This window comes from Cryobacterium sp. TmT2-59, from assembly GCF_004403545.1.
GTDB classification, from domain to species: Bacteria; Actinomycetota; Actinomycetes; order Actinomycetales; family Microbacteriaceae; genus Cryobacterium; species Cryobacterium shii.
Window position 1 is genome coordinate 1 of the sequence record NZ_SOGM01000085.1, and the last position, 19,315, is coordinate 19,315.

17 protein-coding genes are annotated in these 19,315 nt (G+C 69.9%); 9 read left to right on the forward strand and 8 right to left on the reverse strand.

Translation table 11 applies throughout. The features are described 5' to 3' along the window. Positions 1-340 precede the first annotated feature (340 nt). The 4 genes from purD to E3T24_RS12880 all read left to right on the forward strand — a co-directional run bounded on the left by purD (position 341) and on the right by E3T24_RS12880 (position 4,345). Positions 341-1,609: a phosphoribosylamine--glycine ligase gene (gene purD, locus E3T24_RS12865; protein ID WP_134366759.1), complete on the forward strand. Its 1,269-nt coding sequence runs from the start codon at positions 341-343 to the stop codon at positions 1,607-1,609. Positions 1,610-1,967: 358 nt separating this feature from the next. After that, positions 1,968-2,945, forward strand: a complete 978-nt coding sequence (locus tag E3T24_RS12870) for a phosphoribosylaminoimidazolesuccinocarboxamide synthase (protein WP_134366760.1) — start codon at positions 1,968-1,970, stop codon at positions 2,943-2,945. Positions 2,946-3,038: 93 nt separating this feature from the next. Continuing rightward, positions 3,039-3,416: a VOC family protein gene (locus tag E3T24_RS12875; RefSeq protein ID WP_134366761.1), complete on the forward strand. Its 378-nt coding sequence runs from the start codon at positions 3,039-3,041 to the stop codon at positions 3,414-3,416. Between the two features lie 101 nt (positions 3,417-3,517). Continuing rightward, on the forward strand, positions 3,518-4,345 hold the full coding sequence (locus E3T24_RS12880; protein ID WP_134434693.1) for a VOC family protein: 828 nt from the start codon (positions 3,518-3,520) through the stop codon (positions 4,343-4,345). A gap of 328 nt (positions 4,346-4,673) precedes the next feature. On the opposite strand, the gene E3T24_RS12890 is transcribed toward E3T24_RS12880, so the two are convergent. The 8 genes from E3T24_RS12890 to E3T24_RS12925 form a co-directional block, all read right to left on the reverse strand. Beyond that, a complete protein-coding gene (locus E3T24_RS12890) occupies positions 4,674-5,849 on the reverse strand; it encodes a family 1 glycosylhydrolase (protein ID WP_134366762.1) in 1,176 nt (391 codons plus the stop codon). Between the two features lie 70 nt (positions 5,850-5,919). Continuing rightward, positions 5,920-6,858, reverse strand: a complete 939-nt coding sequence (locus E3T24_RS12895; RefSeq protein ID WP_134434689.1) for an alpha/beta hydrolase — start codon at positions 6,856-6,858, stop codon at positions 5,920-5,922. Beyond that, positions 6,855-8,621 carry an ABC transporter ATP-binding protein gene (locus E3T24_RS12900; RefSeq protein WP_134434690.1) on the reverse strand — a complete coding sequence of 589 codons (1,767 nt, stop codon included), beginning with the start codon at positions 8,619-8,621 and terminating at the stop codon, positions 6,855-6,857. Before E3T24_RS12900 ends, E3T24_RS12895 begins: the two co-directional genes overlap by 4 nt. Then, positions 8,618-9,559: an ABC transporter permease gene (locus E3T24_RS12905; RefSeq protein WP_241976215.1), complete on the reverse strand. Its 942-nt coding sequence runs from the start codon at positions 9,557-9,559 to the stop codon at positions 8,618-8,620. The genes E3T24_RS12900 and E3T24_RS12905 overlap by 4 nt, the downstream gene beginning before the upstream one ends. Beyond that, positions 9,556-10,536, reverse strand: a complete 981-nt coding sequence (locus E3T24_RS12910) for an ABC transporter permease (protein WP_134366765.1) — start codon at positions 10,534-10,536, stop codon at positions 9,556-9,558. Before E3T24_RS12910 ends, E3T24_RS12905 begins: the two co-directional genes overlap by 4 nt. A 114-nt stretch (positions 10,537-10,650) precedes the next feature. Then, positions 10,651-12,303 carry an ABC transporter substrate-binding protein gene (locus E3T24_RS12915; RefSeq protein WP_134434691.1) on the reverse strand — a complete coding sequence of 551 codons (1,653 nt, stop codon included), beginning with the start codon at positions 12,301-12,303 and terminating at the stop codon, positions 10,651-10,653. 431 nt (positions 12,304-12,734) lie between these two features. Beyond that, entirely contained in the window at positions 12,735-13,829 is a 1,095-nt protein-coding gene (locus E3T24_RS12920; protein ID WP_134403269.1) for a LacI family DNA-binding transcriptional regulator, read from the reverse strand. Further along, complete coding sequence (locus E3T24_RS12925) at positions 13,830-14,576, reverse strand: TetR/AcrR family transcriptional regulator (RefSeq protein ID WP_160141072.1); 747 nt, start codon at positions 14,574-14,576, stop codon at positions 13,830-13,832. A 133-nt stretch (positions 14,577-14,709) separates the two neighbouring features. On the opposite strand from E3T24_RS12925, the gene kynA reads away from it, so the two are divergent. From kynA to purQ, 5 genes are all read left to right on the forward strand, one after another. After that, the gene (gene kynA, locus E3T24_RS12930; RefSeq protein WP_134366769.1) at positions 14,710-15,564 is read left to right on the forward strand and encodes a tryptophan 2,3-dioxygenase; all 855 of its coding nucleotides are present in this window, start codon (positions 14,710-14,712) and stop codon (positions 15,562-15,564) included. A 7-nt stretch (positions 15,565-15,571) separates the two neighbouring features. After that, positions 15,572-16,702, forward strand: coding sequence for an amidohydrolase (locus E3T24_RS17545; RefSeq protein WP_174776553.1), 1,131 nt, complete (start codon positions 15,572-15,574; stop codon positions 16,700-16,702). A gap of 235 nt (positions 16,703-16,937) precedes the next feature. After that, positions 16,938-18,269 carry an aminotransferase class V-fold PLP-dependent enzyme gene (locus E3T24_RS12940; RefSeq protein WP_174776554.1) on the forward strand — a complete coding sequence of 444 codons (1,332 nt, stop codon included), beginning with the start codon at positions 16,938-16,940 and terminating at the stop codon, positions 18,267-18,269. A gap of 40 nt (positions 18,270-18,309) precedes the next feature. Beyond that, positions 18,310-18,579 carry a phosphoribosylformylglycinamidine synthase subunit PurS gene (gene purS, locus E3T24_RS12945; RefSeq protein ID WP_134366771.1) on the forward strand — a complete coding sequence of 90 codons (270 nt, stop codon included), beginning with the start codon at positions 18,310-18,312 and terminating at the stop codon, positions 18,577-18,579. After that, the gene (purQ, locus tag E3T24_RS12950) at positions 18,579-19,277 is read left to right on the forward strand and encodes a phosphoribosylformylglycinamidine synthase subunit PurQ (protein ID WP_134403273.1); all 699 of its coding nucleotides are present in this window, start codon (positions 18,579-18,581) and stop codon (positions 19,275-19,277) included. Before purS ends, purQ begins: the two co-directional genes overlap by 1 nt. Positions 19,278-19,315 lie beyond the last annotated feature (38 nt).

Below are 19,315 nucleotides of genomic sequence, written 5' to 3' on the forward strand. Positions count from 1 at the left end.
CCCGCCCCCCGCGCTGCGCCGCTGCGCCGGTGGCGCGCCACGCGCGCAGCGGCGCAGCTTCCGCGCAACAGCCGCGCGCCATCCCGGGCCATCGCGCATCCCGCGCAACTCCCCCGAGACCGCACGACACTCCACGACACTCCCCCGCGACAGCACGACACTCCCCCGCGATCCCGGCTGCCCACGCCATCCGCGAGCTCGAGTGTGCCCGTTCCGGTCGAGCGCGCCCGTTCCGCCGGCCACTCTCGACCGGAACGGGCACTCTCGGGGCCACGAGTCCCGCGCCGCGGAGGCGCGCCGTGGACGTAGCGGGAGCGACGGCATCCGCTAACCTGACGGGGTGAAGATTCTGGTCCTCGGTTCCGGTGCCCGCGAGCACGCCATCATCACCGCGCTGCTCCGCGAGGAGCCCCGCCATGACATCGTGGCCGCGCCCGGCAACGCCGGGATCGCCCGGGATGTGCCGGTGGTGCCGCTCGACCCGGCCGACCCCGAGCAGGTCACCAACTACGCGAACCTGAACGGCATCGAGCTGGTCGTGGTCGGGCCGGAGGCCCCCCTGGTCGCCGGTGTCGCCGATGCGCTGCGCACCCGCGGAATCCCCGTCTTCGGGCCCGGCCAGGCCGCGGCCGCCCTCGAAGGCAGCAAGACCTTCGCCAAGCGCATCATGGACACCGCCGGCGTACCCACCGGACGCGCCGAGCGTGCCGGCTCGCTCGCCGAGGCCACCTCCGCACTGGACGAATTCGGCGCCCCCTACGTAGTCAAGGCCGACGGACTCGCCGCCGGCAAAGGCGTGCTCGTCACCTCAGACCGCGACGCCGCGCTCGCCCACGCCACCTTCTGGCTGCAGCACGGCAGCGTGCTGATCGAGGAATTCCTCGACGGGCAGGAGGTCTCCCTTTTCCTGCTCAGCGACGGCCACACTGTGCTGCCGCTATCCCCCGCCCAGGACTACAAGCGCCTCGGCGACGGCGACCTCGGCCCCAACACCGGCGGCATGGGCGCCTACTCGCCGCTGCCCTGGCTCGACGCCGAATTCGGCAGCGAACAGGCCTTCATCGACGAGGTCATCGAGACGATCGCTCTCCCCACCGTGCGCCAGCTGGCCGCCGAAGCCACCCCCTTCATCGGGCTGCTCTACTGCGGGCTCATTCTGACCGTCGACGGCATCCGGGTGATCGAATTCAACGCCCGGTTCGGCGACCCGGAAACCCAGGTCGTGCTGCCCCGCCTGGTCACGCCGCTGTCCGGCCTGCTGCTCGCTGCATCCACCGGGGGGCTCGGCGGCCTGGCCCGCCCGGTCTTCTCGGCCAACGCCTGCGTCACGGTCGTGCTCGCCAGCGAGAACTACCCGGATGCGCCCGTCACCGGGCGTCCGCTGGGCGGGCTCGGCGCGGTATCCGGCGTGTCCGGCGTCACGGTCGCGCACGCGGCGACCGCCGTGATCGACGGCGCCCTCGTCTCCACCGGCGGGCGGGTGCTCAGCGTCGTCGCGGTCGGCGACGGCTTCACGGATGCCCGCGCCCGCGCCTACGAGGCTCTCGCCCTGATCACCCTCGAGGGAGCCCAGTACCGCACCGACATCGCCGCGCGCGTCGCCGACTGAGCACTGGACCGCGCACTCGGCAGAGTCGCCCGCCTTCCCTGTCCGCGATGTGCATAACTCCGGCAATTTCGCGCTCCGTCTCGACGGATTCCCGGAATCGCGCGGCGGGCCAAGCGCCGGGCAGCGAATTGCAGTAGTTATGCAGCCCCCGGCGGAGAGGCTCGCCACCCCGGGCGCCGACTCGGTTGTGGCCAACTCAGGACGCTCGGCGAGAACCGGCCCGAACCGCCCGGAAACACGCGGGCGAATGACGCCGGCAGCGCGATTCTCCTGAGTAAGCCCCCCGGGCGAGCGGCACCAGCCCGTCCGACGAGCCGATCGTTCGCGCCAACGAGCGCTGGTGCGCGAGAATGTAGCCGTGACCGCACACGACCAGCCCACCGCATCCGTCCCGCTCGACCTTCCGGGCTGGCGCCACGCCTACTCGGGCAAGGTGCGCGACCTCTACGTTCCCCAGGACCAGGACCAGGACCAGGACCAAAACACGGATGCCGCCGCCGACCTCGCCACCGCCGCGCGCGTGCTCGTGGTCGCCAGCGACCGCGTCAGCGCTTTCGACCACGTGCTGGAACCCGGCATCCCCGGCAAGGGCGAACTGCTCACCACCCTCAGCCTGTGGTGGTTCGACCAGCTCGCGGGCATCCCCAACCACCTCCTGCCGGACCACACCGTCAACGGCGCGGTCACCAGCCTGATCCCGGCGGCCGTCGCCGGGCGCGCCATGCTCTGCAAGACGCTGGACATGTTCCCGATCGAATGCGTCGTGCGCGGGTACCTGACCGGATCGGGCTGGAAGGAATACCAGACCGCCCGGACGGTGTGCGGCATCCCGCTGCCCGCCGGCCTGCAGAACGGCGACCGCCTGCCGGAGCCCATCTACACTCCCGCCTGGAAGGCCCCGATGGGCGAGCACGACGAGAACATCTCGTTCGAACGCACGGTGGAGCTGGTCGGGGCATCCGTCGCCGCCGAGCTGCGTCGCCTGTCGCTGGAGATCTTCGGCCGCGCCTCCGGCATCGCCGAGAAGGCCGGCGTGATTCTCGCCGACACCAAGTTCGAGTTCGGCGCCGACCGCGTCACCGGCGTCATCACGCTTGCCGACGAGGTGCTCACCAGCGACTCGAGCCGCTACTGGGACGCCTCCCTCTGGCAGTCGGGCACGACGCCCGAGCAACGGATGGCCAGCTTCGACAAGCAGATCGTTCGCGACTGGCTCGCCGCCCACTGGGACCAGACGGGCACTCCGCCGGAGCTCCCGGCCGAGATCATCGAGCAGACCGCGGCCCGCTACCTCGAGCTGCTCGAACGCCTGACGCACGCCGCCTCCGCGGCGTAATCCCGCGCCGGACGCAGCCCGGCGGAGGCCTCCTCGACGACGCGGCGCGTCACAGTTTCGCGGCTCCGGGCCGCAAAATGATACGCTCCGCGCATGCGTATCAAGATGTGCAGTGTCCACGTGAACGACCCCGCCGCTGCGTTCGACTTCTACACGTCCGTGCTCGGATTCCAGGAATTGCTGACGATGCCGGAGCACCAGCTCTATGTCGTGAAGTCCCCGGAAGATCCCGACGGCGTCGGCCTCCTCCTCGAGCCCAGCGACAACAGGGTGTCCCAGAAGTACGCGCAGGGCATCCGCAGCCTCGGCCTGCCGGCCATCGTGTTCGGCTCCCCCGATGTGCGCGCCGAGTACGAGCGACTCCGCGCCCTCGGCGTGCATTTCATCGGCGAACCGAGCACGGATGCCTCCGGCACCTCCGTTCTCTTCGACGACACCTGCGGCAACCTGATCCAGCTGCACGAGGACTGAGCGGGCCGCCCGTCGCCCGCCGGCGGAATACGGGGCGCGCGGCATCCGTTAACGCAGGTGTGACGAGATCTGCGAACGACCTCCTGCCCGCGTCGACCGGGATGGGCGCGGTGACCCTGCGCGTCGGAAACCTCGACGCCATGATCGCGTACTACCGAGATGCGGCGACCCTCACGCTGCTGAGCCACGACGGCCCGATCGCCGTGCTCGGCCGCGGGAGCACGCCGATCGTGATCCTGCAGCACGCCCCGGAGTTGGCCGCCGCCGAGCCGCGGTCGAGCGGACTCTTCCACACCGCGATCCTGTTCGAGACGCAGGCGCAGCTCGCCGCGGCCGTCTACTCGGTGGGCACGACGCATCCGGGATCGTTCACCGGCAGCGCCGATCACTTGGTCAGCCAGGCCTTCTACTTCAACGACCCCGAGGGCAACGGGATCGAGCTCTACTGGGACCGCGACCGCACCGAGTGGAGCTGGACCCACGGCCAGGTCGAGATGGCCACCCTCTACCTCGACCCCAACGCCTTCATCGGCGAGCACCTCACCCGGGACGGGCAGGCGCATCCGTCGACCGGCACCGCGATCGTCGGCCACGTGCACCTCTCCGTCGGCGATGTCGCCACGGCCCGCGAGTTCTACGTGGACCGGGTCGGCTTCGAGGCCACGGCCAGCCTCGGCGGCTCGGCCCTGTTCGTCTCCGCCGGCGGCTACCACCACCACATGGCCATGAACACCTGGAACAGCGCGGGCTCCGGCCGGCGCCGCCTGGCCCTCGGGCTCGGCGAGGTCGACATCATCCTGCCCGGCACCGACGACATCGGCGCCCTGAACGAACGGATGTCCCACTTCGGAGTGCAGACCCGTCACGACGGGCAGACCCTCGGCTTCGACGACCCGTGGGGCAACCAGATCGTGGTGCGCACGAAGTAGCCCGGGGCGCCGCGCCCCACAGTGCCGCGCCCGCGCCGCGCCCGCGCCGCGCCCGCCGAGGTCGCCACGTCCGGTCGAGATCGACCGGCGCACCAGGCGAACTCGACCGGAACGGACGAACTCGGCGCAGAAATGCCGCCGAGACTCGCCGTTTGTGCCGACGTGACCCGCTGGGGCGGCGACATTCGGCCGAAATGACGACTCTCGGCATCCTGAGGCGGCCCGCTCGGCGGCAGCCGCTCCCGCGCCCGCGCCACCAGCAGCGCCAGCAGCAGCGCCACCAGCAGCGCCAGCAGCAGCGCCAGCAGTAGCGCCGGCGCCCGGGCGGCTAGACGAGCCCGTTGCGCCTGGCGACCTCGCCGAGCCAGGCCAGGCTCGGCTTGGGCGTGCGCACGAAGGTCTCGCGGTCCACCGCGATCAGCCCGAACGTGGGCCGGAACCCGCTCGCCCACTCGTAGTTGTCCAGGGCGCTCCAGTGCAGGTAGCCCAGCACCTCGATGCCGTCCTCGATCGCGGCGTGCAGGCCGCGGAGGGCGCCATCCGTGTAGTCGATCCGGCGGGTGTCGTCCGCGGTGGCGATACCGTTCTCGGTGACCATGACCGGCACGTGCCCGCTGAGCTCCCAGGCGGCGCGCACGCCGAGTTCGAGCGCCGGCGGGAAGAACTCCCAGCCGGTGAGCGTGGTCTCCACGTCGTCCCGAACCGGGAGGGGGCCGTCCGGGCCCACGAACGTGCGGGTGTACGCCTGCACGCCGATGAAGTCGTCGCCGCGCGCGTTCTCCAGGTACCAGTCGTCGCTCGGGTAGGCGTATTCGCGCAGCTTCTCGTCCGCTCCGGGCTCGCCGGTGGAGTGGAACGCCTGGGTCGCGACGGTCCAACCGGACTTCAGGCCGGGCACCGAGGCGAGCACCTCACGGGAGGCCTTGTGCGACGCGAGCAGCGCGTCGGCCACCTGCAGGTCGGGCCGCGGCAGGCCGAAGGCCACCAGGTTGGCGGCGCTCTCCCCGCCGGCGAGCATGGCCGCGATGTTGGGCTCGTTGATCGTGCAGACGTAGTCGACGCCGTCGGCCACGATCGGCAGGGTCAGTTCGGTGAACCGGGCGAACAGCTCTGGCGCGTCGGGGTTGCGCCAGAAGCCCTTCTCGAACATCCACTGCGGCACGGTGAAGTGCATCAGGGTGACGACCGGGTTGAGCCCGCACTCGAGGGCCGTGTCGACCATCCGTCGGTAGTGGTCGATCTCGGCGCGGGAGACGAAACCGGGCTCCGGCTCGATCCGGCTCCATTCGATGCTGAACCGGTAGGAGTTCAGGCCGGCGTCGGCGAGTAGCTTCATATCTTCGCCGAACCGGTGGTAGCTGTCCATGGCGTCGCCGCTGGGCTCGACGATCTGCGTGCCGACGGCGTGCTCCTTCACCCACCAGTCGTTGTTGACGTTGTTGCCCTCGATCTGGTGGGCGGCCGTGGCGGCACCCCAGAGGAAGCCGTTGGGAAAGTTCAGCACGATAACTCCTTGTTGCACTTGCGGTGAAAAACGATGAACGGATGAGCCACGCGGCCCGACGAGGATGGCCCTAGCCGACGCGGCGGGACCAGAAACGGTCGAGCACGGCCGCGGTCGCGACCGGGTTCTCCCGTTGCGGCGAGTGTGCCGCGTCCGGAATGATCTCGTAGGTGCCATCGAGCCGGGAAGCCATGGTGCGCTGCCACTCCTGCGGCCAGGCGGGGTCGTCGGCGCCGTGCGCGACCAGCACGTCGAGCCCGGTCCCGAGCAGCTCGGCCGTGGTGTCGGTCGGGTCGGAGAGGATCTCCGCCGCGCCGAGCAGGCTGTCGTCGCTGGTGCGCCCCATCCGCAACCGGCGGAAGGCCTCGTCGGCGGTGAGCTCCGCGTCGGCCCGGCCGACCGTGTGCGGATTGTCCTCGTCCCACAAGGCCGCAGAACCGCGGGAACGGATGATCGTCTCCTCCCGGTCCAGCCGGCCGGCCCAGCCGTGCGGGCCCGAGCAGAGCAGCGTGAGGTCGGAGAAGCTCCAGGGCGACCGGATGGCCGCGGCCCGGGCCACGACACCGCCGAAGCTGTGCCCGAGCAGGTGTACCGGACCGTCGCGGCCGATCAGGGCGGCCACGGCGACCGCGTCCCGGGCGAAGAGTTCGAGGGTGTAGTTCTCTTCGCCGACCGGCGCCGCGGAGTCCGCCTGGCCGCGCTGGCTGTAGCTCCAGGCGTCCCAGCCGTGGGCGGCGAGCAGGGGCAGGAAACCGCCGAAGTCCTCCTTCGAACCGGTGAAACCCGGCACGAGCAGCACCGTTCCGCGGCTGGGCCCCACCGGCCGGGAGCGCAACCCGGTCAGGCGTCCGACCGGGAGGTCCAGGCCCAGGTGCGCGACGGCATCCGTCAGCGGCACCGGGAGCGCGCCGAACGGGCCGACCCCGTCCCAGCCCACCCCGGCGAGGCCGTACTCGCCGAAGGCGTCCGAGGCGGCGGAGAAATCCGACGATTCGAGGAAGACGCTCACGACTGCACCAGCCCGCCCACGGTCGGGTGCGGGATGGCCTCGAGCAGCCGGATGGTGTACTCGTCCTGCGGGTTCTGCAGCACGTCGGCCGTGCGGCCCTCCTCGACCACCGCCCCGCTGTTGAGCACCATGATCTGGTCGGTGACCAGGCGGGCGCTGAGCAGGTCGTGAGTGATGTAGAGCATACTCACGCCCCAGGTCTCGCGCAGGCTGTCGAGCAGCGCGAGCACCCCGGCCCGCAGCGACACGTCGAGCATCGAGACCGGCTCGTCGGCGATGATCACCTGCGGGTCGCTGGCCAGCGCCCGGGCGATCACCACGCGCTGGCGCTGCCCGCCGGAGAGCTGGTGCGGCAGCCGGGCGGCGAACTGCTCGACCGGGGTCAGCCCCACGGTCTCGAGCAGTTCGAGCACGCGGGCCCGGGCGTCGCGACCGCGCAGCCTGGAGAAGTTCAGGATCGGCCGGGTCAGGATGTACTCCACCGTGTGCAGCGGGTTGAGCGCCGCGTACGGGTCCTGGAACACCATCTGCACCTCGGTGTGCAGCCGCTTGAGCTGCCGCCGCTTGATCGTGTCGATCTGCAGGTCGCCGAAGGTGATGCTGCCGCTGGTCGGACGCTCCACCCCGGTGATCAGCTTGGCGATGGTGCTCTTGCCGCTGCCGCTCGCCCCCACCAGCGCCATCGACGCCCCGGGTTCGAGGGTGAACGACACGTTGTTGACCGCGCAGACGGGCTCTTCGCCGCGGCTGGGCCGCTGGTAGATCTTCGACACATTGGTCACCACGATGGCTTCGCGGGCGGCGCGGCCTTCCCGGCGGCGCACGGTCGAAGCCGGCGGCGCAGCGGGCGCGGCGACCGGCTCGAGCGTGTCGAGCGTGTCGCCGGTCACGGTGACCGGGGCGTTCCCGGCCGCGGCGACCGCGACATCCGTTGCCCGGTCCCCGCCGCGGGCCGCCAGCCCGGGCACCTCCACGACGGCCGCACGCGGATCGCCGTAGTGGCTGAGCAGCATCCGGGTGTACGGATGCTGCGGCGCGGCCAGGATCTCGGCGGCGAGCGCGTCCTCCACGACGAGCCCGTCGTGCATGACCATCACCCGTTCGGTCACCTCGAGCACCATGCCCAGGTCGTGGCTGATCAGCACGGCCGTGAACTTCTCGGACTTCTGCAGCTCCCGGATGGTGTCCATCACGGCGTGCTGCACGAGCACGTCGAGGGCCGTCGTCGGCTCGTCGAAGACCATCAGGCGCGGTTCCAGGGAGAGGGCCAGCGCGATCGAGACGCGCTGGCGCATCCCGCCGCTCAGCTCGCCGGAGAACCGGTCGAGCACGCTCGCGGGCAGTTCGACCTTGCCGACCAGCTCGATCGCCCGAGCCTCGCGGTCAATTTTGGACACGTGGCCGTGGGCGGTGAAGATGTCGAAGAAATGGTCACGGATGCTGCGCACCGGGTTCAGCGCGTTCATCCCCGACTGCAGCACCATGGCGAAGCCGCCGTGCCGCTGCACGCGCAGCTGGGCCGGTGTCATGCCGGCGATGTCGACACCGTCGAAGAGGATGCTGCCGGCGCTGACCCGCGCCGGCGGCTTGGACAGGCCGGTCAGGGCGAAGCCCAGGGTCGATTTTCCCGACCCGGACTCGCCCACCAGGCCGACGAAGTCGCCCTGCTCGAGGTCGAAGGAGACGTTCCGCACCGCGGGAACCGGAAGGGCACCCTGCGGTTCGTAGACCACGAACAGGCCCTGCACGCTGACGAGACTCATCGTTTTGCTCCTTCTCGGAGGCGCGGATTGCTCAGCCCGTCGACGCCGAAGTTGATCAGGCTCATGGAGGTGGCCAGCAGTGAGATGCAGAGGCCGGGGGCGAAGAGCAGCACCCACTGGCCGGTCAGGAGGGCGTTGCTGTTCTGCGCCCAGAAGAGCATGGTGCCCCAGCTGACCGTGGTCGAGTCGCCCAGGCCCAGGAACTCCAGGCCCGCTTCGGCGAGGATCGCCGCGGTCGAGGCCCCGAAGAAGCTGCCGACGATGAGCGAGGTCATGTTGGGCAGGATCTCCCGGAACACGATCCGGGACGGGCTCTCGCCGCTGAAGATGGCGGCCGTGACGAAGTCGCGGGAGCGCAGGGACTGGGTCTGCGAGCGCAGCACCCGGGCGCCCCAGGCCCAGCCGGTGATCACGACGACCAGCACGATCATGCCGATGCCGCCGTTTTGCAGGTAGGCGGCGATGACGATCATCAGCGGGAGGGCCGGGATGACGAGGAAGAGGTTGACGATGAAGTTGATCACTTCACCGGCGAAGCCCCTCAGGTAGCCCCAGCTCAATCCGATCAACACCGCGATGATCGTGGACAGCAGGCCGGCGACGAAGCCGACGAACACGGAGACGCGGGCACCGTAGATGAGCTGGGACAGCACATCCTGGCCGGCTGCGGTGGTGCCGAGCCAGTGCGCGGCGCTCATGTCCTCGCTGCGGCCGAAGGAGTTGTCGGTCGCGGCGTAGGGCGCCAGCAGCGGGGCGAAGATCGCGACCAGCACGAAGACTCCGAGCATGGCCACGCCGATCCGGGCCTTGGGCACGCTCCAGATGGTGGCGAAGGCCCGCCAGAGAACGCGCAGCGGGTTGGCCGTGCCGGCGTGGTCGCCCGGCGACATCGTCTTCACGATCGACGTGGGCGGGATGATCGTTCTGGTGGGGGTCATCGTCTCGTCCTCGGGTCGAGAATGCCGTACAGGATGTCGACTATGAAGTTGGCCAGCAGCACACTGATCGTGATGATCAGGAACAGGGCCTGCATGAGGGGGAAGTCCTGGTTGACCACTGCCGTGTAGAGCAGGTAGCCGACCCCCGGATAGTTGAAGACGCGCTCCACGAGCAGGGATCCGCCGACGACGCCGCCGAGCGCGAGCCCGAACGAGGTGAGGTTGGGCAGGATGGCGTTGCGGGCGGCATAACGGATGGCGACGGTGCGCGGGTGCAGTCCGTTCGCCTCCGCGAAGGTGACGTAGTCGTCGCCGAGCGTGTTGATCATGGTGCTGCGCATGCCCAGGATCCAGCCGCCGAGAGAGGTGATCAGGATCGTGGTGGCCGGCAGGATCGAGTGGTAGAGCGCATCCAGCAGGAACGCGACCGAGAAGTCGGGCGTCGCCGAGCTGCTGTAGGCCCCGGAGGTCGGGAACCAGCCCGCCACATAGCCGAGGAAGAAGAGCAGCAGCAGGGCCGTCCAGAAGTACGGGAACGCGCTGGCGAAGGTGCCGCCGACGGTGGGCAGGGTGTCGAGCCAGCTGCCACGCTTCCAGGCGGCGAGGACGCCGAGCAGGGTGCCGAAGATGAAGGCGACGATGGTAACGAACCCGACGAGCACCAGCGTCCACGGCAAGGCGGTTGCCACGAGGCTCGCGACGCTCTGCGGGAAGAAGGTGTACGAGACGCCGAAGTCGAAGTGCACCACATTGTTCAGGTATTGCAGGTACTGGTCCCAGGCGCTGCCCGTTGGCACGCCCAGCTGGGCCTCGATGGCGGCGCGGGTCGAGGGACTGACCGGGCCGTTCTGGGCGAGTTTGGCGATGGCGGCGTCCGCCGGGGAGCCGGGCATGAGCCGCGGGAGGAGGAAGTTCAGCGTGACGGCCGCCCACAGGGTGAGCAGCAGCAGGCCGACCTTGCTCAGCGTGTAGCGCACGGGTCGTTCCTTTCGAGTCTGAGTCGGCATTTCAAACCGGGAAATGCACCAGGGAGAGGAGCGCGGGCGAGTCCCCCCAGGGGCACCCACCCGCGCTCGCGGGGCGATGGTTGGTTACTTCGCCTTCTTCAGATTCGTGAGGATGAGCAGCGGGGTCGAGTTCCACGTGTTCGGCGGAGCGTAGGCGTTCTTCTCACTGGGCCAGTTGGTGAAGTTCTTGTCGCTGGAGAGGCCCCAGAGGCCGCCGTAGAACATGCTGATCACGGGCAGCTGCTCGTAGAGCACGGTCTGCAGCTGGGCGGAGATGGCCTTCTGTTCGGTCTCGTCGGTCGAGGCCTTGAGCTGGGCCAGCAGGGCGTCCACCTTCGGGTCGCTGAAGCGACCGTAGTTGCCGGTGGTGCCGGTGCCGATCGGGGTGGCGAATTCGCTGTTCAGGAGCGTGTTCATGTCCTGGAAGACGCTGCCGGTGCCGCCGAAGCTGTTCATGGCGATATCGAAGTCACCCTTGCTGAGCGCCTCGGTGTAGGCGGCCGGCTGCGGCTGGCTGAGCTTGACGTCGATGCCGAGCGCGCCGAGCTGGGACTGCACGGTCTGCAGGCCCTGGAGCCAGTCGGTGTAGCCGTTGGCGGTGAGGATGTTGATGCTCAACTGCGTGCCGCTGGCGTCGACCATCTTGTCGCCCTGCTGGGTGTAGCCGGCCTTCGCGAAGGCAGCCAGTGCGGCCGTCTTGTCCTGCGCCACGACTCCTTCGTTGGGAAGGTCGGCGTTCAGCCACGCTTCCTGGTTCGGGAGCAGGAGTCCGGACTGGCCGGCGGCATCCACGTAACCCTGTTCGGCATCCGTGGCGATCTTCTCCCGGTCGAGCGCCAGGCTCAGGCCCTGGCGGAAGTTCACGTCGTTGTACGGCGCCCTGGTCAGGTTCGGGGACAGGGTGATCGTGCCGCCCGGGGGGAACCAGTACTTGTTGTGCTGCTTGTCGGCGTTGACCCAGGTGCCCTCGACATCCGTGATGAACGCGTAGGCCCAGTCGTAGCCGTTCTTGACGACGTCGAGCTGGCTGTTGGCGGCGGGGAGCACGAGCTTCTCCACGGCGACCTTGTCGGCCTGCCAGTAGTCCACGTTCTTCTTGAGCGTGTACTGGTTGGCGGTGAAGGTGTCCAGCACGAACGGGCCGGTGGTGACGGGCTTCTCGTTCTTCCAGGTGACCGGGTCCTTCACGTCTTTCCAGATGTGCTCGGGAACGATCAGCTGCTGGTCGATGATGGAGGCGGCGGGAACATCCTCCGTCTTGAGGTGGAAGACGACGGTGTCGCCGACGACCTCGAGGCTCTCGATGTGCTGCCAGACGCCCCAGGTGTCGAGGGCGGGAGTCGCCTTGACGAGGTTGAACGTGTAGAGCACGTCGGCCGGGGTGAAGGCCGTGCCGTCGGACCACTTCACACCGGTACGGATGTCGTAGACGACGGTCTTGGCGTCCGGCAGGGTGTTGCCGGTGGCGAGGAACGGGGTCGCGGTGCCGTCGAGCGTGTTGGTGACCCGCAGCGGTTCGTACATATAGGTGGTGGCGACGCGCTTGCTCGTGGAGAACGGGTTGAAGTTCTTCTCGAACGTGGGAGCACCGTTGTCGGCCGCGACGAGCAGGGACCCGTCGCTGGGGCCGCTCGCTTGATTTTTGACGTTCATGCTGCACGCGCTGGTAGCCAGCAGTGCGGTCACGCCCACCACGGCGAAGGCCGTTCGTAGGATGTGCCCTCTCAATTGCTTCATTGCTCTTGAAATCCTTTGTGTCGTCGTTGACCTATACGGCAGCGAGGCCGGTATCGCTACCGAACGGGAATACCTGAGGCGATGCCTCTACTGTATGCGCTTACATTCGCTGGACGCAAGAAAAATATCCATTGTGCTGTTGAGACGCGCAAACGGATGCCCGGACGCCCGAATCCCCGCGCCCTCCGGCGGCCCCCGCCCCGCTTCCCCCGGCCCCTAACCAATTCGACGGAGATACTGCTCCAAAAACCCGGAATCGGGCTGTTTCAGCCTGATTCCGGCAAAATCTCCGTCGAATTGGTTCACGCCCGCGGCTGGGGTTCGGGCACGCGGGCGGGCGACGCACGCGGGCGGGCGGGCGGGCGACGCACGCGGGCGGGCGGGCGAGGTGGGCGAAGGCGCGCGGGCCAGGGCTCACCCGGGATCCCGGCTCAGGCGGACGCGCCCTCTGAACTTTCCCGCAGCAGCACCTTGACGGGGAGGCGGGAGGTGATCGGCGGCTGGTCCGGGTGCTCGAGCCGGCTGAGCATGGCCCTCACCGCGGCGCGGCCCAGGTCCCCCATCGGCTGGTGCACCGTGGTCAGGCGCGGGGTCGAGAGGCGGCCGGCGTCGATCCCGTCGAACCCGGTCACGATCACGTCCACGGGCACTCGCACGCCCGCCGGGCCGAACACGTCCAGCAGGCCCAGGGCCATCTGGTCGTTGCCGCAGACCAGGGCCCGCGGCAGCGTCCCGGCCGCGAGGAGTTCCTCGGCGACGGCTCGCGCCTGCACCCGGGAGAAGTTGCCGCGCAGCACCGGCAGCGCGGCCGGGTCGATGCCGGCCGCCTCGAGGGCCTGCCGGAAGCCCAGGTGCCGCTCGGCGTCGTCGGGCGAGTCCGCCGGACCTGCGACGTACACCGGGTCCCTCACCCCGTGCCGATCGAGCAGGTGCCCCGTCAGGGCGCGCATGCCCTCGGTGTTGCTCACGCTGACGTGGTCGTAATCGTCGCCGCGACGCGGCCCGGCGATCAGCACCACCGGGATGCGCCGGGAGACGTGGTCGAGCAGTTCGTCCGGAACGCTGCGCGCGAGCACCGCCATCCCGTCGACCCGGCCGGCGATGTCGTTGACCATTGCGGCCGGGTTCGAACCGCGGCCGACGCCGACCATCAGGGCGAAGCCGTGCCGCCAGGCCTCACGTTCGCTCCCGCGCAGCACCTCGTCGAAGTAGAGGTTCGGCGGGCGCACCTCTCCGGTGTCGGGGATGTCCACGACCAGCTGCACCTGGGTGTCCTGCTCGAAGACGGCCTCGGCCTGGTTCTCCTCGTCGTCGATGCTCGGGAAGAACAGTCCGAGCACGCCGGTGCGGCGCGCGGCCAGGCTGCGGGCGCTGGCACTCGGCACGTAGCCCAGCTCCTGCACCGATGCCAGCACGCGGGCCCTGGTGGATGCGCGTACATCACCCGGACGACGGAGCACCCGTGAGACCGTCGCGATCGACACCCCCGCATGGGCGGCGACGTCGTAGACGGTCGCGGCCTTCATCTAGGCCCCGGGCCCGGCCGGTCCGGCGGATCCAGCCGGTCCGGACGGTCCGGCCGCGTTGCCGCGCGACGCAGCGCGGGTGGCCCGCCGGGACAGGCCGTGCACGGCCGCCTGGAATTCGCGCGACCGCAGCGGACGCCCCGGCAGCCTGGGCCGGTCGCGGTCGGGCGAGCGCAGTCCGTCGAGGACGACGGACAGTTGCCGCCGCCACTGGCCGCTGTAGGCGCCGCCGAGCAGGCCCAGCGAGCCCACCATTGTGACCAGCACGGCCAGGTCGACGGCGTCTACGTCCGGCCGAAGGTCGCCGTCCTTCTTCGCCTGCGCGACCAGGGAGGTGATGACGCCCTGGAACGCGGTGCCCTTGCCGACGCTCGGGTCGATCGTCTCCATCCGCCTGAGGATGGGTGGGAGCGACGGGTCGGCGACGAGCCATTCCGCGACGCGCTCGGTGTAGACGACGATGCCGGCCCAGGCCGTGGGGGCGGCGGCGATCTCGTCACGCACGGTGGCCAGTTCGGCCAGAGCGAGATCGTGCAGGGCCCGCACCAGGTCGTCGCGGGTCGGGAAGTTGCGGTAGAGCGTGGCCACGCCCACGTCGGCGCGGCGGGCGATTTCCTCCAGGGACGCGTCGACGCCGTTCACGGCGATCAGCGCCCGAGCCTCGACGATCAGACGTTCACGGTTCTGTCGGGCATCTCGCCGTCTCGGCTGGGCCCCGTCCTGCGGGGTCGATTCGGACGAAGTCATGGAGTTGATTCTAGGACCCGAACCTTGGCGTCGCGGAGGGATTCCTCCACGACCCTCGGTCGGGTGCCGAGATGTTGCGCCTGTCCGGGCAGTCCCCCAGAATGCAGTCAGCCCACGAACGGAACGGAGCACCATGCCGGTCGAAAAGAACACCCGGGAGTTCGACCCCGAGATCGTCACCGATTTCCGGGAACGGATGAGCTACGGCTCCTATCTGGACCTGGACACCCTGCTGGGCGCCCAGAAGCCGGTCAGCACCCCCGAGCACCACGACGAGCTGCTCTTCATCATCCAGCACCAGACGACCGAGCTCTGGCTCAAGCTGGTGCTGCACGAGCTGCGCGCCGCGACCGCGTTCCTGCGCCGGGACCAGATCGCCCCGGCGCTCAAGTGCATCGCCCGGGTCAAGCACATCCAGCGCACCCTGACCGAGCAGTGGTCGGTGCTGGCCACCCTCACCCCGAGCGAGTACGCCGAGTTCCGGCACTTCCTGGGAAACTCCTCCGGCTTCCAGTCCTACCAATACCGGGCCGTCGAGTTCGCGCTCGGCAACAAGAACCGGCGCATGCTCAGCGTGTTCGAGAGCGACCCGGATGCGCACGCGCTCCTGTCCGAGATGCTCGCGGCTCCGAGCATCTACGACGAGTTCCTGCGCTACCTGCACCGCCAGGGCTTCTCCATCCCCGCCGCCGTGCTGGAGCGGGACGTCACCGAGGCCTGGGTGCTGCATCCGGAACTCGTCACGACGTTCCGCGGCATCTACGAGAACTCCACCGAGCACTGGGGCGCCTACGAGGCCTGCGAAGAACTCGTCGACCTCGAGGACAACTTCCAGCTCTGGCGCTTCCGCCACCTCAAGACCGTGCAACGCATCATCGGCATGAAAACCGGCACCGGCGGGTCGAGCGGCGCCGCCTTCCTGCAGAAGGCGCTCGAGCTGACCTTCTTCCCCGAGCTCTTCGCCGTGCGCACCGAGCTCGGAACGTGAGGCACGGATGACCCGGGCCGCGCCCCGCGGGCCGGCCGCCGCGACCGTGCTCCCCGGCTTCCTGGACGCTCACGTGCACCTGGCGCTGATCGACCCGGCCCCGCTCACCGCGGGCGGGATCGCGCGGGTGCTCGACTTGGGCGGCTGGACCCCGAGCGGGCCGGAGTCGCCGGGTTCGCGCGAGTCCGGGGAGCCGCAGGAGCCGCAGGGCTCGCCGAGTTCGCCGGTTCCGGTCGAGTTCGACCCGCGTGCCAGTCGAACTCGACCGCAAGCGGCGAACTCGGCGGAAGGGCGAGCGGGGCTGCCGGAGGCCGTGTTCGCGGGACAGTTTCTGGCCGCGCCGGGCGGCTACCCGAGCGGGCGGTCCTGGGCGCCAGCCGGCAGCATCCGTTTTGTGGCCCGGACGACGGATGCCGCGGTCGTCGTCGACGCCCAACTCGCGCTCGGGGCATCCGTGATCAAGGTCACGCTCAACTCGGCGGCCGGGCCGGTGCTGTCCGACGGTCTGCTCTCGGCCATCGTCGCCCGCGCCCACGAGCACGAGATGCCGGTCGCGGCCCACGCCGAGGGGGCCGGGCAGGCCCTCCGGGCCTTCCGCGGCGGGGTGGACGCGCTGGCGCACACGCCGTTCACCGAGCGGTTGGACGACGCCCTGCTCGCGGCCATGGCCGGCCGGATGACGTGGATCAGCACCCTCGACATCCACGGGTACGGCGAACCCGACGACGACTTCGACCGAGCCGTCGACAATCTGCGCCGGTTCCACCGGGCGGGCGGCCAGGTGCTCTACGGCACGGACCTCGGCAACGGACCGCTGCCGGTGGGGCTCAACCGCCGGGAGATCGACGCGCTGCTGGCTGCGGGGCTGACCGGTGACGACGTGATCCGCGCGCTGACGGCCGAGCACCTCGGTCGTTTTCGGAACGTGCTGCGCGCCCCGGGACGGCCCGGTCCCGAGCGACACGGTCCGGCGCCGGCCGACCCCGGCCGCCTCGTCACCCTGCTGCGCGGCGAGCGCCCCGACGACCCGGCCGCCTTCAGCGCCTGGCTGTGCACCGCGCGGGCCGCCGATGCCGCCGAAGCCACCGAAGCCCATCGAAGCCACCGATGTCACCGAGCCCGTTCCGGTCGAGAGTGACCGGCGGAACGGCCACTCTCGACCGGAACGGTCCGTCGGCGGGGCAGCCCACCCGGGCCTGTAGGCTCAGTGCCCACCCGGGCGGCACCCGTGGCGGGCCACCCCGCGCGGGTGGGATACTGCCAGCACGGCGCACCGATCCGCTCGAACTCGAGGAATCCAGATGACACCCAGCACCGACAGCTCGTCCCTCGGACTCGGCGGCCAGGACGCCCACCTCGCCTTCGCCCGCCGGATGGACCGCATCGACGGCCTCGGCCACTACCGGCGGCAGTTCGTCGGGATCGAGACAGGGTCCACGGCCGATGCGTCCCCGAACCCGTTCGCCTACCTCGACGGCAACTCCCTCGGCCGGCCGACCCGGGCCAGCGTGGCCCGCATCGCCGATTTCCTCACCCACGACTGGGGCACCCGACTGATCCGCGGCTGGGACGAGGAGTGGATGGACCTGCCCCTGAAGATCGGCGACGACCTCGGCCGCGCCGCGCTCGGCGCGGGCCCCGGCCAGGTCTTCGTGGGCGATTCCACCACCGTGCTGCTCTACAAGCTGGCTCGCGCCACGGTGGACTACCGCCGCATCGACGTCGACCCGGTGCGCACCGAGATCGTGCTCGACACCGACAACTTCCCGACCGACCGCTACCTGCTCGAGGGCATCGCCGCCGAACGCGGCCTCACCCTGCACTGGATCCACTCCGATCCCGCCAGCGGTGTCACGGTCGAGCAGGTGCGGCAGGCGGTGGGCCCGCAGACCGCCCTCGTGCTGCTGAGCCATGTCGCCTACCGCTCGGGTTTCCTCGCCGACATGCGCCAGATCACCGAGGTGGTGCACGCCGTGGGCGGGCTCGTGCTCTGGGATCTCAGCCACTCGGTCGGCTCCGTGGCGGTCGAACTCGACCTCTGCGACGTCGACCTGGCCGTCGGCTGCTCCTACAAGTACCTCAACGGAGGCCCGGGCGCCCCGGCGTTCGGCTATGTTCGCCGAGACCTGCAGGACGTGCTCACGCAGCCGATCCAGGGCTGGATGGGAACGAAGGATGTCTTCACGATGGGCCCCGGGTATGTGCCGGCCGCCGGCATCCGTCGTTTCATGAGCGGAACCCCGCCCATCGTCGGGATGCTGGCCATGCAGGACACGATCGCGATGATCGAGGAGGCCGGCATCGAGCAGGTGCGGGCGAAGTCAGTGGCGCTGACCGAGTTCGCGGTCACCCTCGTCGACGCCTGGCTGGCCCCGCTGGGCGTCACCCTCGCCTCGCCCCGCGAGCACACCCACCGCGGCGGCCACGTCACGGTGACCCACCCGGCCATGGGCCAGGTCACCCGCATCTTGTGGGAGCACGACGTGATCCCCGATTTCCGCTCCCCCGACGGCCTCCGGATCGGGCTGTCCCCCCTCAGCACCAGCTTCGTCGAGACGTTCGAGGGCATCGCGGCGATCCGCGACGTGCTGCGGGGCGTGCTGCTGGGGCAGAGCGGGCTCGGCGCGACACCCGCGAACGGGTTCGGCGGCAGCGTCGCCGGCGGTCTCGGCGGCTCGCGCGGCGGCGCGGGGGTCGGCCTGTAGAATCGTGGAATCCACCCCCCCGACGTCTCCGGAGTGAGCCATGCCAACAATCGTCGTAGAAGTCATGCCCAAGGCCGAGCTGCTCGACCCGCAGGGGAAGGCCGTCGCCGGCGCCCTCGGTCGCCTCGGCAAGACCCGCTTCACCAGTGTCCGCCTGGGCAAGCGGTTCGAGATCACCGTCGAGGGTCACGTCGATGACGCCGTTCTCGCCGAGGTGCGGGAACTGGCCGACACAGTGCTCTCCAACTCCGTGATCGAGGATGTCGTTGGCATCCACGTGCTGGAGGCGCCCGCCGGAGAGACGCACTGATGCGCATCGGCGTCGTCACCTTCCCCGGCTCGCTCGACGACCGCGACGCGCAGCGCGCGATCCGCCTCGCCGGCGCCGAGGCCGTCGCCCTCTGGCACGGCGAGCACGACCTGCACGGCGTCGACGCGCTGGTGCTGCCCGGCGGCTTCAGCTACGGCGACTACCTGCGCTGTGGCGCCATCGCCAGCCTCTCGCCGATCATGGCCGAGGTCATCGACGCCGCCAACAAGGGGATGCCCGTACTCGGCATCTGCAACGGCTTCCAGATGCTCGCCGAGGCGCACCTGCTCGAGGGCGGGCTGATCCGCAACGACCACGGCCTGTTCATCTGCCGCGACCAGCAGCTGCGGGTCGAGAACACCTTCACCGACTGGACCGGCGGCTTCGCGGCCGGCCAGGAGATCACCATCCCGCTCAAGAACGGCGAGGGCGGATTCACCGCCTCAGCCGACACGCTGGAGCGCCTCGAGGGCGAAGAGCGCGTCGTCGTGCGCTACGTCGGCATGAACCCGAACGGGTCCCTCAACGACATCGCCGGCATCAGCAACAAGCGCGGCAACGTCGTCGGCCTGATGCCGCACCCCGAGCACGCCGTCGAGCCCGGCTTCGGCCCCGACACCGATGACGCCATGCGCAGCGGCACGGACGGGCTCACCTTCTTCAGCTCCGTGATCAAACGGATGCTCGTCACCGCCTAGCAGCATCCGCTCGGCGCCGTTACTCGACGCCGGCTCTC

Excerpts from the sequence above, each read along its gene's own strand:
- E3T24_RS12875 (WP_134366761.1), top strand. The coding sequence starts at position 3,039 with ATGCGTATCAAGATGTGCAGTGTCCACGTGAACGACCCCGCCGCTGCG.
- E3T24_RS12880 (WP_134434693.1), top strand. The coding sequence starts at position 3,518 with ATGGGCGCGGTGACCCTGCGCGTCGGAAACCTCGACGCCATGATCGCG.
- E3T24_RS12900 (WP_134434690.1), bottom strand. The coding sequence starts at position 8,621 with ATGAGTCTCGTCAGCGTGCAGGGCCTGTTCGTGGTCTACGAACCGCAG.
- E3T24_RS12905 (WP_241976215.1), bottom strand. The coding sequence starts at position 9,559 with ATGACCCCCACCAGAACGATCATCCCGCCCACGTCGATCGTGAAGACG.
- E3T24_RS12915 (WP_134434691.1), bottom strand. The coding sequence starts at position 12,303 with ATGAAGCAATTGAGAGGGCACATCCTACGAACGGCCTTCGCCGTGGTG.
- E3T24_RS12920 (WP_134403269.1), bottom strand. The coding sequence starts at position 13,829 with ATGAAGGCCGCGACCGTCTACGACGTCGCCGCCCATGCGGGGGTGTCG.
- E3T24_RS12925 (WP_160141072.1), bottom strand. The coding sequence starts at position 14,576 with ATGACTTCGTCCGAATCGACCCCGCAGGACGGGGCCCAGCCGAGACGG.
- kynA (WP_134366769.1), top strand. The coding sequence starts at position 14,710 with ATGCCGGTCGAAAAGAACACCCGGGAGTTCGACCCCGAGATCGTCACC.
- E3T24_RS17545 (WP_174776553.1), top strand. The coding sequence starts at position 15,572 with ATGACCCGGGCCGCGCCCCGCGGGCCGGCCGCCGCGACCGTGCTCCCC.
- E3T24_RS12940 (WP_174776554.1), top strand. The coding sequence starts at position 16,938 with ATGGACCGCATCGACGGCCTCGGCCACTACCGGCGGCAGTTCGTCGGG.
- purS (WP_134366771.1), top strand. The coding sequence starts at position 18,310 with ATGCCAACAATCGTCGTAGAAGTCATGCCCAAGGCCGAGCTGCTCGAC.
- purQ (WP_134403273.1), top strand. The coding sequence starts at position 18,579 with ATGCGCATCGGCGTCGTCACCTTCCCCGGCTCGCTCGACGACCGCGAC.